The sequence below is a fragment of the Algoriphagus mannitolivorans DSM 15301 genome (genome assembly GCF_000429425.1).
Taxonomy (GTDB): domain Bacteria; phylum Bacteroidota; class Bacteroidia; order Cytophagales; family Cyclobacteriaceae; genus Algoriphagus; species Algoriphagus mannitolivorans.
On sequence record NZ_AUBV01000009.1, the window covers coordinates 226,637 to 245,435 of the forward strand.

Here is an 18,799-nt window from a genome sequence, read left to right on the forward strand (position 1 = left end):
AATAGATTTTTAAATCAATTTTTATGGAAAATCCAATTCAATCCCGAGCTTTTCATTTTGCTGAAACTATTCTCGACGCGTACTTCGATTTGAGAGAAAAAGGACATTATAGGCTTGCTGACCAGTTGGTTGGAGCAGGGACTTCTATCGGAGCCAATATCGAAGAGGCTCAAGCCGCACATTCAAAATTGGACTTCATTTCAAAAATGACTATAGCCAATAAGGAGGCCAGAGAAACAAGGTACTGGTTAAGGTTATTTGATCGTAAAAAGCTCCTTCAGGAGTTCGAAGGGATAAATTTTCTAAAAAAAGAGATCGAGGAAATTATTCTGATTCTCAACTCGATTATCAAAAAGTCTCGGCAAAACCTGTAACTAATCTCCAAGACACAACCTTACCCTTTAAACTCTAAACTCTTCCCTTTAAACTTTAAACTCTTCACTTTAAACTCTAAACTCTTCCCTTTAAACTTTTTTGCTAGACTCAATAGTGACTTCTAAAACCCGAATCAAACTTCTTCTGAAGTTTTTTTCACACCAAAATTCAGGATACTTGCGCTCTTTGGCCAAGGATTTTGATGAGTCCACCAACTCAGTTAGGGTAGAGCTTAATCGGCTCACGGATGCCGGACTTTTGCTGCAGGAGGATGAAGGAAAAACCAAAATCTACCGGGCTAATGACCAACATCCCTTTTTCTCCGAAATCCGGGCTATGGTCAGTAAGTTTTTGGGTTTGGACGAACTCATGGAACGAATTGTCAAGCGGATGGGTGAGGTGGAGAAAGCCTATATCGTAGGAGATTATGCCAAAGGTATTGATTCCGGTACCGTGGAAATGATCCTCATCGGCAAAAACCTGGACACCAATTACCTGGAATTTATCCGGGAAAAGACCTTCGAAAAAGTAAAGCGAAAAGTAAACGTGAGCATTTTCGAAGAAGAGCCCGAAAGCATTTCCGGAATCTTGGTTTTTGGAAAATAGATGGTAGAAGCGGGAAGACGGGAGTGGGAAGACTGAAGCTGGAAGAAGGGAGCGGGAAGTGGGAAGCCAGAAGTAATTCGTTAAATCTCAAAAATTTACGAATTACAAGTAGTTATTCGCTAAGAAGCATCTTGACAAAAAATAACCAATAACCCTCAACCGAAAACCGACAACCATTTACGATTTACGACTTACGATTTACGAGGCGGTTATAACCTATTAGGCATCTTGACAAAAATTAACCAATAACTAATAACCCTCAACCGACAACCGACATCGGACATCCGACAACCTTTTTAAACTTTTCACACTCTAAACTTTAAACTCATAAACTCCCCGCATTACAAAGTCATTGAACCAAGTTCCGGATGGAAAATGGTGGATTTCAAGGAGATCTGGAGATATAAGGACCTCCTGTATTTTTTGACTCTAAGAGGAATCAAAGCCCGATATGCCCAGTCGGTTTTGGGTGTGGCTTGGGCTATCATCCAGCCTCTATTCACCACTTTGGTTTTCACTTTGGTTTTCGGTGGTTTGGCAAAGGTGGATTCTGATGGGATGCCCTATGTGCTTTTCTCCTATTTGGCCCTTTGGCCCTGGAATTACTTCAGCGGTACTCTTACAGAGTCGGCCAACTCCCTGATTCAGAATGCCAACATGATTACCAAGGTGTACTTCCCAAGGATGGTTCTTCCGCTTTCAGCAATACTTTCCAAACTCCTCGACTTTACCATTGCCTTTGTGGTGGTGATTTTCATGCTGATCTATTTTGGTCAAATGCCGGGTTGGGGCGTTCTGTTTTTGCCCTTGTTGATTATTCAGTTGCTGATGTGCAGCTTGGGAATCGGGATGTTTCTCTCCGCCTTGGCCGTCAAATACCGGGATGTAAAGCATGCCTTGACCTTTGTCGTGCAATTGCTGCTCTATGCAGCTCCGGTGGTTTATAGCACCTCCGCTGTGCCGGATCAATACCTGAAGTTTTACATTCTCAATCCCATGGTAGGAGTCATCGAAGGCTTTAGAGCCGCCTTCCTTAATCGCCCCATGCCTTGGGAGTGGATTTGGCCAGGAAGTATCGTGGCACTGATCTTCTTTGTATTTGGGATGTTTTATTTTCGAAGAATGGAACGAATCTTCGCCGACGTCGCATAGCCTCTTTTACCCCTCCCGGCCTCCCCTTAAGGGGAGGAGATTGGTCTAGAACTCCAAATATTAATCTTCATTCAATTGAAGACGAATGAATGAGAGCAAAAAGTTTGAGTTAGAATATTTATTTTCTTGGAAACGAGTTTAAAGCCCCCCTTAAGGGGGATTTAGGGGGTTAAAAGTAAATGTCCTACGCTGAAAACCTCTTTTTCGGAGCCTCTCCAGAAATCCATAAAAGAGCAAGGGAATTAAGAAAGCAAATGACTCCAGCAGAGAAGGCTCTTTGGAATATACTTAGGAATAAAGCTTTTTCTGGACTTAAGTTCCGGAGACAGCATCCGATCAAAAGGTATATAGTTGATTTTTATTGCCATGAGCAAAAACTTGTCATAGAGCTTGACGGAAGCATTCATGATGAGTTTAACCAGTCAGAGTATGACAAAGGTAGAACCACTGAATTGGAAGAACTCGGTTTAAAGGTGATTCGATTTAGGAATGAAGAGGTATTTGATGGGATTGATGATGTTTTGAAGATGATTTCTCAATACTTATCACCAAGTGACTTTACTAAAAGTGAAGAAAATCATTCCAGTTAACTGCCAGAATTCAATGTACATGGGACATAGGTCCCCCTCAAGTGAATTTTCAGAGATTCAAGTCTTGGGAATGGATTTGGACCAAAAGTAAAGTGAAATAGGTTCTCTTTGTATAAACGCATTTTACCGATATCACTTAACCTCCCCCAGCCCCTCCTGAAGGAGGGAAGTTAGTCCCAACAGAGAATAAAAGTAGAGTTCAAACCAATAACAACTATAAACTTTAAACTCAAAACTTTAAACTTCAATTTCATTCCTAATTCTTAATTCCTCATTTAAAACTCTCAAGTGCACCTCTCCATCATTTCTCCTGTTTACCGCGCTGAAAAGGTTCTCGACCAACTCGTCGAAAGAATCAAAGCTGCTGTAAGTCCCTTGACTTCGGAGTTTGAGATTGTGTTGGTGGATGACTATAGCCCGGATGCTTCTTGGGAGAAAATCGAACAACTCGTTCAAATTCACCCTGAGCTCAAGGGAATTAAACTTTCCAGAAATTTTGGACAGCACTATGCCATTACCGCTGGATTGGATGCTGCCCAAGGGGAATGGGTAGTGGTGATGGATTGTGATCTCCAGGACAGACCGGAAGAGATTCCAGCTTTATACCAAAAAGCTCTAGAAGGCTACGATGTGGTTCTGGCCAAAAGAGCAGACAGAAAGGATAGTTTATTGAAGCGAATGTCATCCAAGTTATTTTATCGCACTTTAGCCTGGCTGACCGGATCCGAGCAAGATGAGACTATTGCAAATTTTGGGATCTATCATCAAAAAGTTATCCGAGAAATTACGCAACTCCGGGAAAGTATCCGGTATTTTCCAACGATGGTGCGTTGGGTAGGATTTAGACAAACTGCCATAGAAGTAGATCATGCAGGCAATCAGGAAAGAGAAAGTAGCTATAATTTCAAAAAACTATTTAATCTGGCACTGGATATCATCTTGGCCTACAGTGATAAGCCTATTAGGTTGACCATCAAATTAGGTTTGGTAGTTGCTTTCACCGGCTTTTTGTTTGCACTTATCACCCTGATCAATTATATCCAGGGAGAAATTATTGTAGCAGGATACGCCAGTTTGATCATTTCCCTTTGGCTATTAGCTGGAATCGTTTTAATTACCTTGGGCGTAGTGGGATTATATGTCGGGAAGACCTTTGAAGGAGTTAAAAATCGCCCTATTTATATCGTCGAACAAAAAATTGGAGGAATTGGCTTGGTTGCAGAAAAAAAAATAACACATGGGTAACTGGAAACGCATTGTCATTTATGATTTACGAGGTTGTTAATATGCCATTGAGCTTCTGAACAACCCACAACTGCCAACTCTATTTAGGACGATACAAACCGACAACTGCCAACTGACAACCGACCACTGACAACCGACAACCGACAACCATTTACGAGTTATGATTTACGAATTACGAGGCTGTTTTATGTTATTGAGCTTCTGGACAACTCACAACAGATAACAGACAACTATTTACGAGTTACGATTTACGAATTACGAGGCTGTATTATGCTATTGAGCTTCTGGACAACTCACAAAAGACAACCGACAACTATTTACGAGTTACGATCTACGAATTACGAGGTGGTCTCAGGTTATTGAGCTTCCGGACTTCCAACATCCGACATCCAACATCCGACATCCCCCAACTTTAAACTTCTCTCTTTAAACTTTCAACTTGATTACCCCCCTTCCTTTCGACTCCGAACTTTTCGGATACCCTGTAGGGAAATACCAGGTTTCTGAGAACTGGAATGAGAATGAGTTTCGATCCAAGGCTTTAGATTATCAGTTGGTGTACCTGTTCAGTGAAAAGGAACAGGAAATAAACTCACCCGAAATTCTTCAAACAGACATCAAGGTAGTCTTTGAAAAAATTCTAGAGCCGGAGGAAAAGAGTACTGAATGGGAAATAGAGTACCAAGGACCCTTGACAGATGAACTGATCTCATTGGCCTATGCCAGCGGGGAATATTCCAGATTTAAAATAGATCCCAGACTCAAGGCCGGAGAGTTTGAAAAGCTTTACCGTCTGTGGATCACCAAAGCCTGGAAAAAAGGGGAGGTCTTGGTTTCCGGTGAAATGGAAGGAATGGTCACCTATTCCGTGGAAAAAGAGCTGGCACAAATCGGGCTGATTGCAGTGAAGGATTCTTCCCGGGGAAAAGGCTTGGGCAAAGGCCTGGTGAATAATGCAGAAAGTTCGGCCCGAGAAAAAGGGGCAATTAAAATGCACATCCCGACCCAAAAAACTAATCTCCCAGCGATGAACCTGTACCATAATATGGGCTACGAAATCGCTTCTCAGACGTTTGTGTACCACTATTGGAACCCGGATTTTAACAGTTAAAAGTTTAAAATGTAGAGTTTAAAGTGGGAAGAAAATTGCCATTTCCAATTTACGATTAACAAGAAGGTATAAAAATTTAAGCATCTGGAAAACCCACAACCGTAGTAAGCACCTGTACTGAGCTTGTTGAAGTATGTCGAACTAACCGACAACCAGCATAGGTCATCGGACATCTGACATTGGACAATCAGGAACAATTTACGACTTACGATTTACAAGGAAATTACACGATATTAAAGATCTTCAAGAAGTTAACCAATTACTAATAACCAATCACCGACAACCGACACTCGTAGTGAGCTCGTCGAACTAACCGACTACGCACCCTTGAAAACCCCCTTCAACAAACCCTACCAAACAGGCAAAGAACTGGACTACATCCAGGACGCCATTCGCATGGAAAAAATTTCAGGCAACGGCTATTACACCCAAAAGTGCCAGGAATTTTTCGAAAAGCGCTATGGTTTTTTGAAATGCCTGATGACTACTTCCTGTACAGATGCCTTGGAAATGGCATCCCTGCTTTTGGACATCCAACCCGGAGATGAAGTTATAGTACCTAGCTATACATTTGTATCCACTGCCAATGCCTTTGTTCTAAGAGGAGCCAAAATAGTCTTTGTGGACAGCCGACCGGATCATCCCAACTTGGATGAAACCCTTATCGAAGAACTGATCACCCCTCGCACCAAAGCCATCTTGGCAGTGCATTATGCCGGGCTTGCCTGCGAAATGGATACCCTGATGGCCATTGCCCAAAAACACGGCATTTATGTCGTGGAGGATGCCGCACAGGCGATAGATCAGGAATACAATGGTAAATTCCTGGGAGGAATCGGACATCTGGGAACTCTTAGCTTCCACGAAACCAAAAATATCCAATGTGGAGAGGGAGGGATGCTGATTATAAATGATCCCGAACTGATCAAAAAAGCTGAAATCATCTGGGAAAAAGGAACCGACCGGGCCGCTTTCTTCCGTGGAGAAATCGACAAGTATGGATGGGTGGAGGCTGGAAGCTCTTTCCTGCCTTCCGAACTCAATGCAGCCTTTCTTTGGGCCCAACTCGAAAACCTGGATAACATCCAAACCCGCCGAAAAGCCATCTGGGATGATTATTACGGATTTCTCGGGAATGAAACGTTTGAGCCAAAGGTGCTTAGTAAGGAATACCTCAGTTTAATTAAAAGTTTAAAGTTTAAAGTGGAAAGTGATTTTGGAACTTCCAGGTTAATTGAAGATACCGATGTTCCATCAACTTTAAACTCCTTAACTTTAAACTTTAAACTCAAAGCTAACGCCCACATGTTCTACCTCCTCTTCCCCTCCCTGGAGACCAGAACAGCCTATGCTGAGGCATTGAAGGAACAGGGAATATTAGCCGTTTTTCACTACCAATCTTTACATAAATCAAGATTTGCTCAAAAACATTTTCCAGATCAATTCCAAAGGGATTTACCCCAAGCCGACCGATATACCGATTGCCTGCTGAGATTACCGATGTTTTATGAACTGGGAGAGTTTAAAGTTTAAAGGGTAAAGTTTAAAGTGGAAGTTGCCGATAGCTATCGCGACGGTCATCGGACATCGGTCACCGGACATCAGACAACAGACAACTCACAACACACATCGGTCATCGGACATCCGACATAGGACATCTCAGAACGATTTACGAGGTAGTTCTACGCCATTGAGCTTCTGGACAAATCACTCGCAAAAGGCAAAAGGCAGATAACAATTGGCAATAACCAATAACCAATAACTAATAACCTACAACCTACAACCTAGAACCAACACCTGTAGCAAATAAAATTTAATCCATTTACCTTTGCAGTATGAACCAGAAAGCCAAAAAACTGGAAATTCAGAAATTTCAGAAATACTTGAAAGCTGAAATGCCTAGAATACTCAAGGAAATAGGTGTTTATGAAAAAGCCTTAAAAGAGGGGGTTATTAAGAAAAATCTAATTTCAGCTCCACAATTTACTATTGAGTAAACCTAAACTTTGGATAATTGCCGGATGTAATGGGGCAGGGAAATCCTCCTTTTCGAAGGCATTTTTTAAGGGAAACTTGATTCCTTTCGATTATGATCAATATTTTTTAAAATTTTACAAAAAGCTACAGGCATCTGATATTCAGGAAAAAATGGCCCATAATTTGGCTTTTGAGGAATTGCAAGCCCAAATAAATCAGGCTATTCTAGATAAAAAAGATTTTTGTTACGAGACAAATTTTAACTCAACACCTCTCCACTGGCCGGAAAAATTCAAAAAAAATGGATACGAATTACATCTGATTTATTTTGTTCTGAATTCAATTGAAGAGGCTAAAAGACGAGTTGCTATTCGGGTGCAAAATGGGGGGCATTTTGTTCCGGATACTGAAATTCAAATGAGGTATTATGCAGGATTCAAAAATCTGGATGACCATTTTGCATGGTTTGACTCAATTGACGTTTACAACTGCTCTTATTACAAACAAGAACCTAAATATTGCTTTTCCTTAGTAAAAGGAGAAGTGGTCCTTTGTGAACAATTTCCTGAATTCCTAACAGCTCTAATTCCCAAAATAGCTACTAAAATTGAGGAAGGAAATCAAAACCTATAACCATTTACCATTTACGACTTACGAAGTGGTGATACGCAATTGAGCTTCTGGACAACTCTCTTGCAAAAGGCAAATAGCAAAAGGCAGATAGCAAATAGCAAATAGCAAAAGGCAAAAGGCAATAACCAATAACTCACAACACACATCGGTCATCGGACATCCGACATCGGACATCTCAGAACGATTTACGAGGTAGTTCTACGCAATTGAGCTGCTGGATAAAACATTCGCAAAAGGCAAAAGGCAAATAGCAGATAGCAATAGCCAATAACCAATTCACAACACATCGGTCATCGGACAACTGACAACCGCCAACCCAAGGAGAATGCCCGGTTTCGGATTCAGTGATCTTGAGAGTCCTTTGTCTTCCCTTATTTCATGGACTTTCGAAAGAGGAGCAGAAGATGATTGGGAGGTTGTTGTTAAAGGGGATAGAATAATCCTTGTTTATCAAAGTATTGTTGTGGGTAGTCCGAATAAGACAGGAAGAATAACAAAATAGATTTCTTTAAATGCTTTTTAATTCATTCGAATTTCTGATTTTCCTTCCGATAGTATTTCTATTGTATTGGTTTGTTTTTCAGGAGAATTTGAAGATTCAAAATGCTTTTATCCTTCTGGCTAGTTATTTGTTTTATGGTTGGTGGGATTGGAGGTTTTTAGCATTAATAGTTGCAAGTTCGGCAGTGGATTATTGGTGCGGATTGCAGTTAGCAGGAAGCAGTAGGCAGTCTGCAGTTGCCCCTGCCAACCGCCTACTGCCTACTACCTACTTTAAGCCCTTTCAAGGAAAAAATCTCTACCTTACAATCAGCATTCTTTTAAACCTCGGCCTTTTAGGCTTCTTCAAATACTTCAATTTCTTTATCGAATCAGCTTCTGACATTATAAACTTATTGGGCTTTCAGGCTCATGCTAGTACGCTCAACCTCATACTTCCGGTAGGTATTAGCTTCTACACCTTCCAGACGATGAGCTATACCATCGATGTGTATCGAGGTAAAATGGAAGCAACTAAGGACCCGATTGCTTTCTTTTCATACGTGGCATTCTTTCCACAACTAGTTGCTGGACCGATCGAGCGAGCGTCCCATCTTTTACCTCAGTTCTTGAAAATGAGGGAGTTTGAATACCAACAAGGTTCTGATGGGATGAAGCTCATCCTTTGGGGACTGTTCAAAAAGGTGGTGGTCGCTGACAATTGTGCTTTGGTTGTCAATCCCATCTTTGAAAATTATCAAACCGCCTCTGGTCTGGAATTGATTATGGGGGCAATCCTATTTTCTTTCCAGATATATGGAGACTTTTCCGGCTATTCAGATATTGCCATTGGTACTGCCAAACTTTTTGGTTTTGACTTAATGACAAATTTCCGAACTCCTTATTTCAGTCGGGATATCGCAGAGTTCTGGCGTAGATGGCATATTTCCCTTTCAACTTGGTTCCGGGATTATGTCTATATCCCATTAGGAGGAAGTAGAGTGTCAAAAGCCAAAGCACTCAGAAATATCTTTATTGTATTTCTTGTGTCTGGATTTTGGCATGGAGCGAATTGGACTTTTATAGCTTGGGGAGGGATTCATGCTGCCCTTTTTATTCCTCTTTTTGTTTTGGGTAAGAACAGAACTTACCAAGATGAAGGAAGACACCTTATTCCAACTTTTAGGGAACTGATCCAAATGATCGGAACTTTCACGATGGTGACCTTGGCTTGGGTGTTTTTTAGGGCAGCGTCGGTTGGAGATGCATTGGGTTATTTAAATGGATTTTTAAATAACTCGGTTTTGCCTGAAAATTTTGCTTGGATAGGCTATGATTTAAGAATGGTATTGATTCTCTTCTTAGGTTTAGAATGGCTAGGAAGATTTCAATTCAATTGGTTGGAAAGAATTCAGAGAAAATGGTATAGATACCCGGCATATCTGCTTCTAACTGTTGCTTTAATATGGTTTGGCGCTGATGAACAACAATTCATTTATTTTCAGTTTTGAATCGTTTTCTTAAAAAACTTGTAATTTTTTTATTTCCATTTCTTGGTTTTTTTGCATTTACCTATGAGTTCTATGATGATAAAAGTGGGGATATTAAGCGGGCAGGATATCTATTTAACTCATTTCCGAATTATAGAGAGAATTTTAGTGAATATTATCATTTGGAAAAATATTTTGATGGGTATTCAGATCGAGATACCTTGAAGCAATATGATGTTTTAACCATTGGTGATTCTTTCTCCGAACAAGGAATAACTGGATATCAAAACTTTTTAGCAAAAGGCTCAACCTTAAAAGTTCTTCATTTTGAAAGAAAATTTCATAGAAATCCCGTTCAAACTTTATTTGCTCTTACCAATGGAGATTTTTTTGAAAATATTAAAGTTAAAATTGTTGTTTTGGAAATGGTCGAAAGGCATTTTATTGAGAGTTGTTTAAATACTAAGGAAGACTCAGTGTTAAATGTATCTGATTTAAAGCCTAGGTTTGAGGAAGATGTAATCGTTAAGCCTGATAGACTATTATCAAATCGAATTTTTAAATTTCCATTTTTTGCTATTTCCAGGAATTTTATAAAAGAATCCGAATTATCAAAAGTATATGAGTTTGAAACAAAGAGTAAAAATTTTTCTGTTAACTCTAATCAACTTTTTATCTATCGAATTGACATAAATAATCTAAGTTATAATAACTCAATTGAAAAACTCGAGCGATCAAATTTTTTGCTTCAAAGGCTAAATAAATCTTTGCACTCAAAAGGTATTCAATTAGTAGTTGTCCCTGCCCCTAATAAATTTTCATTTTATTATTCTGATATAAAATTTAATTCAAGATTTGATGAACCATTATTTTTTAAGAATTTTTTAGGATTAAATATTCAATATAAAATTATTTTTTTGAGTCCTAAGATGGTAAAAGAAGAAGTTGATTTTGAAGATTTTTATTATTTCGATGATTCTCATTGGAGCCCTAAAGGAGCTGAATTTGTTTCAAAAAAAATTTTTGAGATAATTGGAAAAGATGGCTAGGTCAAGAATTTGAAAAGAAGCTAATTTACTGTGGGTAATAGTTTAAAAACATTTGCTTTTCGTTGGATTACCAAGAATAGGAAAGGTATTGTGGGAAAATTTTTATACTCTTTAGTTACTAAGGTTATTGAAGCATTAGAGAATAAAAATAATGATCATTATTCTAATGGTGAGAAATGGATAATTGACAGTCTCAGTTCTGATGATAATTTGATTGTTTTTGATGTTGGAGCAAATATTGGAAAATGGTCTTCACTTGTAAGTCAAAGAAATTTTAGTGCCCAGATTCATGCATTTGAACCAATACCATTTGTTTATGAAAAATTGAAATCCAATTTTTCAGAAAATGTGAAAATTATTGTCAATAACATTGGATTAGGTGATTCTGAAGGGTTTTTGGAAATGAATTACTATCCTGAAAATACCTTATTCTCTTCTTTTTATTCACATCCAATGGGTAATAGCCATAAAAGAACTGTCAAAGTATCTTTAGTGACTGGTGATACATACTGCCAGATTTATAAAATCAACACTATTGATTTTTTAAAAATTGATGTAGAAGGCTTTGAATCAAATGTTTTGTTTGGCTTTGAGAAAATGATTTCTGAACAAAGAATAAGAATGATCCAATTTGAATATGGTCCATTGGTCTTGGAAAGTAAATTCCTTTTAAAGGATTTTTTTAAATTTTTTCAATCCTATGGATATAAAGTAGGGAAATTATATCCCAACTACATAGAGTTTTGTGAGTATAATTATAAATTAGAGAATTTTATTCCTTCAAATTTTATTGCTGTTAAGTAAGTTTTAATTTATTATTAATTTAAATTATTCATTTGTCTAGAATCTGTATTTCAGTTGAAAATATATCCAAGCGTTATCGACTTGGTAAAAAAGAAAAGCAATCAGAAACTTTTGTGGGACAACTTTCTCATATGTTCATGGCTCCCTTTGATAATCTAAAAAGACTTCAGGGACTTAATCAATTTGGAGTTGAAGATGATTCTGTTTTTTGGGCTTTAAAAGATATTTCCTTTGAAGTTAAAGATGGAGAAGTCTTAGGAATAATCGGTAGAAATGGAGCTGGAAAATCAACTCTCCTAAAAATCCTTTCTCAAATTACAGAACCTACTTCAGGAAGAATTGAGATTCAAGGTAGGGTAGCTTCCCTTTTAGAAGTGGGAACCGGTTTTCACCCCGAACTCAGTGGAAGAGAAAACATTTACATGAATGGGACGATCTTGGGAATGACCCGAAAGGAGATCGATTCTAGATTTGATGAGATTATTGATTTTTCTGGAGTCGAAAAATTTATTGATACACCGGTAAAATTCTATTCTTCAGGGATGAAAGTACGTTTAGGGTTTTCTGTCGCGGCTCACTTGGATCCGGAAATATTAATTATTGACGAAGTATTGGCGGTAGGGGATTATGAATTCCAAAAGAAGTGTTTGGGTAAAATGGAAGATGTTAGTAAGAAGCAGGGAAGGACAGTATTATTTGTAAGTCATCAAATGGATGCAATTAGAAATTTATGCCCAAATTCAATTTTGCTCGATAAAGGGAGAATAATTTTCCAAGGTGAGACAAATGAAGTTATAGGCAATTACTTAGGAGATTCTACTAAACAGTTAAAAAAGAATTTTGAAAGAAAAGGAGGGGAGAATTATATAGTTGAGCTTTCAATTTCAAGTGAGAAATTGAAGCAAAATATTCTTGAAATAATTGCTCATTTTGAAGCAATGGAGTTAATCGACTATCCAGTTCTGGGCTTTGTTTTATATAATCAAATTGGAACACCTGTCTTTGGCTCTAATCCTCGATTTCATTCATTTGGATACAATCCAAATCCTTCTAGGCGTGGCAAAATTGTAGCAAGTTGTGACTTAGGTATTCTTCACTCCGGAATTTATCATATTTCAATTTGGTTTGGTGATAGACTTCAAGATTTTGAATACTTTGAGAAAGGATTGAGTTTTGAATATATATCAAGAACATCATATATCGGAAAACCTAATACACTTCAAATTGGATCAATTGATGTTTTAACAAAATGGACTTTTGAAGACTCAAAATAATTCTCAATATATACATTCAGAGATGGTGCATAATGTAATTGCACCATCCCTCATTTTACCTTTGGTATTTAAATTAATCAGACCCAATTCAGTACTTGATGTAGGGTGTGGCATTGGGACGTGGTTATCAGTTTCTAAGAATTTAGGAGTAAGAAATATTTTAGGAATTGATGGAGAATACGTGGATCGAAACCTATTGGATAAGCATTTGGAAGACTCTGAATTCATTGTAAGGGATTTGACTATTCCTTTTGATTTAGAAAAGAAGTTTGATTTGATTTTATGTTTGGAAGTAGCCGAACATTTACCAGAAAAATCCTCAGAAAATCTTGTAAGCTCTTTGGTTAATCATTCTGATTTCATTTTATTTTCGGCAGCTTTACCTGGCCAAGGAGGGCAAAATCATTTGAATGAACAATGGCCTAACTATTGGAGTGAAAAATTTGAGAGTCATGGATACAGTTTTTTGGATGCAATCAGACCCTTAATTTGGGACAATCCTAGTATTGATTTTTGGTATAAACAGAATATTTTTTTAGTTGCGAAAAGAGAATTTCAAACTGAGTTTATTTCATATAAGGATCAGTTATCAAGGATACATCCTGGTTTAATTGATTCTAAAAATTTTCAGATCAAAAAACTTGAACAGCGACTTGAAGATTTTTTAAATAGTGAGCAAAGCTTGAAATTTTATTTAAGCCTTTTGAAAAAAAAGATTTATAAAATTTTATTTTAATGATATCTATTATTGTTCCATGTTTCAATATGGGAGAATATCTATCAGAGGCGATAGAAAGTGTATTCTCCTCTTTTTCAGAAAAATTTGAAATAATAATTGTAAATGACGGTTCTACTGAGGCAGAAACTATAGCCTTGTTAAATTCATTCGAAGGCAATTCTAAAATAAAAATTGTTCATCAAGAAAATCAAGGATTAGCGTCTGCAAGAAATGTTGGTGTGGAAAATTCAAAAGGGGAGTTACTTTTTTTTTTAGATGCAGATAATATTGTTTTGCCAGAATATCCTTTATTGGCGATTAAAGAATTTTTAAATAACCCTAGGTTAGGAGTAGCTTATGGTAGACCACTATTTTTTGGAGAAGTGGAATCTGTTCCTCGTTTTCAAACTAGGGAATTTAATTTTAATAGTCTATTATCAGGAAATTTTATTGATGCTTGTGCTTTTATAAGAAAGACTGCTTTTAATTCAGTAGATGGTTTCTCTGTAGATAATCGACTTCAAGGATGGGATGATTGGGATCTTTGGATTAAAGTATACTTGGCTAATTGGGATTTTAAATATATAGATAAATACTGTTACAAATATAGAGTAAGAAGTAATTCTATGCTAGGTTCATCTTCTTCAACTAGGAAGAAAGAAATGTTGCAATTTATTGGGGAAAAGTATGGTTTTATTATTCATGAAAAATATCGTCAGCAATTTCGATTAATTTATAATTTATATAAGAGTCCTTTTCTCACTTTCCTTAAAGTAATTTATCATAAATATTTTCTGAAAAGAACTATTTATTAAGGTTAAATGGTATTTCAAGTGTTTATTTTAATTTATTTTTTATAGTTTGGTCTTCCGTTATTCGTATTGTTATAAAAGGTCTTTACCTATCAATTATCTTGAGTCTGATTCCTTTAGATTTAATAAGATTAAATTTTGTAATGTTGAGAAGGCTGAAATTATAGTTAAATCCAATGTTAAAGCAATCCAATACTTCCTTTTAAATGGGGAGAAAATTTTAGAGGAATTTTGTTTGCCATATTCCAGATTTGGAACTATTAAAAGCTGGAGGAAAAAATTGAAAATTCTTTTTCTGCCTAGAAAGACTATTGAAAGAGCAGTTTGGATTACAGATACTTGGTCTAGAAATTATTTTCATTGGGTAGTAGAATGTATTCCTCGAGTTTTGGAGTTACGGAATCGTGGGATATTATCTCCGTTGCTAATTCCTGAAATTATTTACTCAGTTCCGTTTATTAAGGCAAGCTTAGATGAGTTGGGCATTGAGATTATCTCTTTTAATTTCCAAGAATATGTTTTGATAAAAGAGCTTTACCTTATTACTTATGATACTCCTTGTGCTTTTGATCTTGATTATATGTGGAATTTGAGACGAGAATTTTTAAATGTTGAAGATCAAAATGAAAGACCTACTTTTCGGAAAATATATATTTCAAGGGCAAAGGCCACCAAACGAAAAATTGAGAATGAGTATGAATTGATTCCTATTTTGGAAAGATATGGTTTCGAGGTCTTTAGAACAGAAGACCTTTCCTTTAAAGAACAAAGAAGATTATTTCAAGAAACCAAGGTGTTATTTTCTATCCATGGAGCTGGTCTTACAAATATGGTATTTATGCCGGCAAAAAGTAAGATAGTGGAATTACATCCAGATACTGAAAGATATAATTCTTGTTTTTTCCATTTGTCTTCTGCTTTGGATATAGATTATTTATACAGTTTTGAAAAAGCAGACCACCCTAATCCCCAGGAGGCAAACATAACTGTCAATTTGAATAAAATAGAAAATTTGTTAATAACATTGAAAAACGATGGTTAATCGACTAAAATCCTATTTTTATCAACGATTTAAAACTTCTTTTTCCAAATCAGGGGAAGATATTCAGTTGTGGCAGCTTTTAAAAAAAGACAAAGGAACTTATATTGACATTGGTGGGCATCATCCCATTTTTGGAAATAATTCTTTCTTTTTTTATATCCGGAATTGGAGAGGAATTGTGGTTGAACCTAATCCTGTCTTTAAAAAAATGTATTGGAAATATAGGCCCAAAGATATTTTGATTTCGGATGGGATTGCTGATTTTGATGGAGAACTTGACTATTTTGAATTTGAATCTAGTGTCTTTAATTCTTTTTCTAAAGAGCATTTGGGAAAAATTGATCTTCTCTCTTCTGTACGAAATGTAAAAAGTGTTCCAGTGAAGAAACTTTCCACAGTTGTCATGGAAAATGGATTTAATAATCTAACAATTGATTTTTTGAGTATTGATGTAGAAGGTTTGGAGATGGAAGTTCTTAGAGGAAATAATTGGCATTCATGCCGTCCAAGATATATCCTACTCGAATCTCACCAAAACCTGAAAGACGATTTAAAATCAGAGATTTCATCCTACCTTGATGAAAAAGATTATTCACTAATTGGCAAATCAATGCTATCAAATAATATTGGTACTCTTTGGTATAAATCAAATGAAAATGTTATTTGATTTTATAATTCGAAAATGAATTCAATTTATTTCACTCTTTGCTCCAATAACTATCTAGCCCAAGCCAAGACACTTGGAGATTCTATTATTGATCTTAATCCAAAGGCTAAGTTTATTATAGGTTTAGTAGATTACCTTGATTCATCTATTGATTACAGTTTTTTTGAGGGCTTTGAAATAATTCCATTTGATCAATTGGGTTATTCAGAGTTTGATGAAATGATTGCTCGTTATAATGTAATTGAGTTCAATACCTCGGTGAAACCATTTTATATAGAATTTATTTGGAAGAAGTATGGTGCAAACAATTTGATTTTTTATTTGGATCCCGATATAGTTTTATATCGAAATTTGGATCATGTGATAGAAGCACTTAAGTCCCATAGTGTTGTTTTGACTCCAATGTTTTGTAAAGCACCTGAAAAAACATCCTTTGATGAACTTGTAGCACTTCGCCATGGTATGTTTAATTTGGGCTTTATCGCTCTTCGATTTACTGAAGAAAGTTTTCGTCTTGTGACATGGTGGAAGGAAAGATTAAAAACACATTGTCTTATTGATAAAGCTAGAGGGATTTTCGTTGATCAAAAGTGGATGGATTTAGCGCCTTTGCTTTTTGATGAAGTTTTCATTTTAAAGCATAGAGGTTATAATATGGCTTGGTGGAATTTTTCCGAACGTAGGCTAATAGAATTAGGAGAAGGCTATGCTGTGAACCAAGAAGACCAATTACTATTTTTTTTTCATTTTAGTGGCTTTAGAATTGGAAGTGCATTTATTACAGGTAGATCTGACAACTCTCAATTTTCATATAATTCAAGACCAGAATTAGAAAAATTGGGTAAGGAGTATGAATATCGTTTACTTATTAATAGGTATGATTTTTTCTCTAAAATTGAACCAAAGATCAAATTTTTTGAACAGAAAATTGGATTTAATACTAAGTTAAAACAGAAATTAAAAAGACTTTTATCCCCTTTTTGAGTGGAGTCATTAGTTTCCATTATTATTCCAACTTTTAATAGGGCTCATACTCTTGCAAGAGCTATTGAAAGTGTAAGAGATCAATCTTATTCGAATTGGGAATGTTTGGTTATAGATGATTTCAGTACAGACAATTCTATTGAATTAGTTCATGACTTTTCTCGATTAGATAACCGAGTTTTCATTTTTAAAAATATTTCGAAAGGTGCCAATCCTGCTCGAAACCTTGGTTTAAAAAAGGCGAAAGGTCAATATGTAATTTTTTTAGACTCCGATGATGCATTGGAACCAAAGATGATTGAAGAAAGTTTAAAGCAACTTAAGTTTAGCAGGGAGCCAGATCTTGCTATTTCTCACACCAAAATATATATTGGCGATAAGTTTATCCATGTTGCTGATAAAGTGAACTCTGTTGATTTGTTTTTAGATTTTCTTAAAAAAAAGGTGAAATGGCCAATAAATTCTGTTTTAATCCGAAGGGAATTTTTAGAGATGAATAATATTTTTTTCCATGAAAAATTGCTTAATGGGCAGGACTATTGCTTTTTTCTTTCCATCCTAGCTGGAAATCCCAAAATAGTCTATACGAATTTACCTTTAGCTATAAATTATCATTTAACTCATGAACCCGAAGGAGTGAAAATTTCTGCTGGAGATTCTTTGAAATTTAAATTGAGTCGCCTTAAATCGAGGAATTTGGCATTTTTTATTGCTCTTAAAAATTTGCCCACAAAGAAAATGGCTAATTTTTTTCCTTATTTTTTAAAATACCAAATAGGTCTTATATCGGATATAATAATTACTAGATTTAATTGACTGGGATAAGTATTGTCATATGCACATTCAATGGGCAAGAAAGATTGAATGAGACATTAAATCATATTTTAAAAATAAAATTTAAAGGAGAATGGGAGCTCCTAATTATTGACAATGCAAGCAATGATAAAACAGGTATAATAATCCAAGATTTTTTTATTTCTAATCCTCAAATCCAAGGAAAGGGGCTATTTGAAGAAAAACCTGGTCTTTCAAAAGCAAGAAGAAAGGGATGGCGAAATGCCAAATATGATATAGTATTATTTTGCGATGACGATAATTGGCTCAATCCTGACTATTTAGAAATTGGTCTAAATATTTTCAAGTTAAACTTAAATGTTGGTGTTCTTGGTGGTTGTGGAGAAGCAGTCAGTAATATTCCATTTCCTAATTGGTTTTCAGAATTTTCTCACAGTTATGCAGTTGGAAGTAATGGTAAATCTAGTGGAAGATTAGAAAGGGGGGCAGCACATTATGGGGCTGGTTGTTTTTTTTTGAAAGATGCTTTGAATCAAATAGATAATTTGGAATTCGATATTGTTTTATCTGACCGAAAAGGTAAGGAGTTAGAAAGTGGGGGAGATGTAGAATTATGCTTTTTAGTTCAATTACTCGGTTATGAAATTTGGTTTGAAGAGAATTTAAGATTTAAGCATTTTATACCCTCAAATAGATTGGAATGGGCTTATTATTTAAAACTTAAAAAGGGAATTTCCACTTCTTTTCCACTTTTATTTTCATATAAGGCAATATTCAATAAAAAATCGAAAAGCCAATTAAGGGAATTACTTCTGAGAAGTTTGTGGTATTCTTTAAAAGGGTTTATTCTATGCCAATTTTTAAAACTATTAAGTCCTTCAAAAAGGAATGAAGTTCAACTTGTTGTAAATGCCCAAAAATTGAGTTCGTTCTTTCGAAATTACTCTAGAACCATATCTCATTTTGAATTCCTATGCAATAAATTTTAACTGTCT

At 36.0% G+C, this 18,799-nt stretch carries 19 protein-coding genes; all 19 read left to right on the top strand.

The genetic code is table 11. The features are described 5' to 3' along the window. Positions 1–23: 23 nt before the first annotated feature. The 19 genes from G458_RS0112250 to G458_RS0112350 all read left to right on the top strand — a co-directional run bounded on the left by G458_RS0112250 (position 24) and on the right by G458_RS0112350 (position 18,793). Positions 24–374 carry a four helix bundle protein gene (locus G458_RS0112250; RefSeq protein WP_035468115.1) on the top strand — a complete coding sequence of 117 codons (351 nt, stop codon included), beginning with the start codon at positions 24–26 and terminating at the stop codon, positions 372–374. A 100-nt stretch (positions 375–474) separates the two neighbouring features. Beyond that, positions 475–981, top strand: a complete 507-nt coding sequence (locus G458_RS0112255) for a winged helix-turn-helix domain-containing protein (protein ID WP_026952167.1) — start codon at positions 475–477, stop codon at positions 979–981. Between the two features lie 375 nt (positions 982–1,356). Continuing rightward, complete coding sequence (locus tag G458_RS0112260; protein ID WP_051287236.1) at positions 1,357–2,133, top strand: ABC transporter permease; 777 nt, start codon at positions 1,357–1,359, stop codon at positions 2,131–2,133. Between the two features lie 179 nt (positions 2,134–2,312). Continuing rightward, positions 2,313–2,723, top strand: a complete 411-nt coding sequence (locus G458_RS20685) for an endonuclease domain-containing protein (RefSeq protein WP_051287238.1) — start codon at positions 2,313–2,315, stop codon at positions 2,721–2,723. A gap of 288 nt (positions 2,724–3,011) precedes the next feature. Then, the gene (locus tag G458_RS20690) at positions 3,012–3,968 is read left to right on the top strand and encodes a glycosyltransferase family 2 protein (protein ID WP_051287240.1); all 957 of its coding nucleotides are present in this window, start codon (positions 3,012–3,014) and stop codon (positions 3,966–3,968) included. A gap of 439 nt (positions 3,969–4,407) precedes the next feature. Beyond that, on the top strand, positions 4,408–5,079 hold the full coding sequence (locus tag G458_RS21440) for a GNAT family N-acetyltransferase (protein WP_051287243.1): 672 nt from the start codon (positions 4,408–4,410) through the stop codon (positions 5,077–5,079). 327 nt (positions 5,080–5,406) lie between these two features. After that, the gene (gene rffA / locus G458_RS0112280) at positions 5,407–6,612 is read left to right on the top strand and encodes a dTDP-4-amino-4,6-dideoxygalactose transaminase (RefSeq protein WP_026952169.1); all 1,206 of its coding nucleotides are present in this window, start codon (positions 5,407–5,409) and stop codon (positions 6,610–6,612) included. A 456-nt stretch (positions 6,613–7,068) separates the two neighbouring features. Continuing rightward, the gene (locus G458_RS21445) at positions 7,069–7,689 is read left to right on the top strand and encodes a zeta toxin family protein (protein ID WP_051287244.1); all 621 of its coding nucleotides are present in this window, start codon (positions 7,069–7,071) and stop codon (positions 7,687–7,689) included. Positions 7,690–8,201: 512 nt separating this feature from the next. Further along, the gene (locus tag G458_RS0112300) at positions 8,202–9,680 is read left to right on the top strand and encodes an MBOAT family O-acyltransferase (RefSeq protein WP_026952170.1); all 1,479 of its coding nucleotides are present in this window, start codon (positions 8,202–8,204) and stop codon (positions 9,678–9,680) included. Further along, complete coding sequence (locus G458_RS0112305) at positions 9,677–10,708, top strand: alginate O-acetyltransferase AlgX-related protein (protein ID WP_026952171.1); 1,032 nt, start codon at positions 9,677–9,679, stop codon at positions 10,706–10,708. The genes G458_RS0112300 and G458_RS0112305 overlap by 4 nt, the downstream gene beginning before the upstream one ends. 30 nt (positions 10,709–10,738) lie before the next feature. Further along, positions 10,739–11,512 (top strand): FkbM family methyltransferase, encoded by a 774-nt coding sequence (locus tag G458_RS0112310; protein ID WP_026952172.1) that lies wholly within the window; start codon positions 10,739–10,741, stop codon positions 11,510–11,512. A gap of 32 nt (positions 11,513–11,544) precedes the next feature. After that, on the top strand, positions 11,545–12,786 hold the full coding sequence (locus G458_RS21975) for an ABC transporter ATP-binding protein (protein ID WP_084438859.1): 1,242 nt from the start codon (positions 11,545–11,547) through the stop codon (positions 12,784–12,786). Beyond that, positions 12,770–13,522: a class I SAM-dependent methyltransferase gene (locus tag G458_RS20710; RefSeq protein ID WP_157359776.1), complete on the top strand. Its 753-nt coding sequence runs from the start codon at positions 12,770–12,772 to the stop codon at positions 13,520–13,522. Before G458_RS21975 ends, G458_RS20710 begins: the two co-directional genes overlap by 17 nt. Beyond that, a complete protein-coding gene (locus tag G458_RS0112325) occupies positions 13,522–14,319 on the top strand; it encodes a glycosyltransferase family 2 protein (RefSeq protein WP_026952173.1) in 798 nt (265 codons plus the stop codon). Before G458_RS20710 ends, G458_RS0112325 begins: the two co-directional genes overlap by 1 nt. A gap of 277 nt (positions 14,320–14,596) precedes the next feature. Next, positions 14,597–15,358, top strand: coding sequence for a glycosyltransferase family 61 protein (locus G458_RS21450; RefSeq protein WP_169719269.1), 762 nt, complete (start codon positions 14,597–14,599; stop codon positions 15,356–15,358). Further along, complete coding sequence (locus G458_RS0112335) at positions 15,351–16,025, top strand: FkbM family methyltransferase (RefSeq protein ID WP_026952175.1); 675 nt, start codon at positions 15,351–15,353, stop codon at positions 16,023–16,025. The genes G458_RS21450 and G458_RS0112335 overlap by 8 nt, the downstream gene beginning before the upstream one ends. Before the next feature lie 15 nt (positions 16,026–16,040). Further along, complete coding sequence (locus G458_RS20720; RefSeq protein ID WP_051287248.1) at positions 16,041–17,009, top strand: hypothetical protein; 969 nt, start codon at positions 16,041–16,043, stop codon at positions 17,007–17,009. After that, positions 17,010–17,825, top strand: a complete 816-nt coding sequence (locus G458_RS0112345) for a glycosyltransferase family 2 protein (RefSeq protein ID WP_026952176.1) — start codon at positions 17,010–17,012, stop codon at positions 17,823–17,825. It begins immediately after the preceding gene. Continuing rightward, on the top strand, positions 17,822–18,793 hold the full coding sequence (locus tag G458_RS0112350; protein WP_084438861.1) for a glycosyltransferase: 972 nt from the start codon (positions 17,822–17,824) through the stop codon (positions 18,791–18,793). The genes G458_RS0112345 and G458_RS0112350 overlap by 4 nt, the downstream gene beginning before the upstream one ends. Positions 18,794–18,799: the final 6 nt, after the last annotated feature.

Bases quoted from the DNA above. Each gene is read 5' to 3' on its own strand.
- G458_RS20720 (WP_051287248.1), top strand. From the start codon at position 16,041: ATGAATTCAATTTATTTCACTCTTTGCTCCAATAACTATCTAGCCCAA.
- G458_RS0112335 (WP_026952175.1), top strand. From the start codon at position 15,351: ATGGTTAATCGACTAAAATCCTATTTTTATCAACGATTTAAAACTTCT.
- G458_RS0112260 (WP_051287236.1), top strand. From the start codon at position 1,357: ATGGTGGATTTCAAGGAGATCTGGAGATATAAGGACCTCCTGTATTTT.
- G458_RS0112250 (WP_035468115.1), top strand. From the start codon at position 24: ATGGAAAATCCAATTCAATCCCGAGCTTTTCATTTTGCTGAAACTATT.
- G458_RS0112300 (WP_026952170.1), top strand. From the start codon at position 8,202: ATGCTTTTTAATTCATTCGAATTTCTGATTTTCCTTCCGATAGTATTT.
- G458_RS20685 (WP_051287238.1), top strand. From the start codon at position 2,313: ATGTCCTACGCTGAAAACCTCTTTTTCGGAGCCTCTCCAGAAATCCAT.
- G458_RS0112325 (WP_026952173.1), top strand. From the start codon at position 13,522: ATGATATCTATTATTGTTCCATGTTTCAATATGGGAGAATATCTATCA.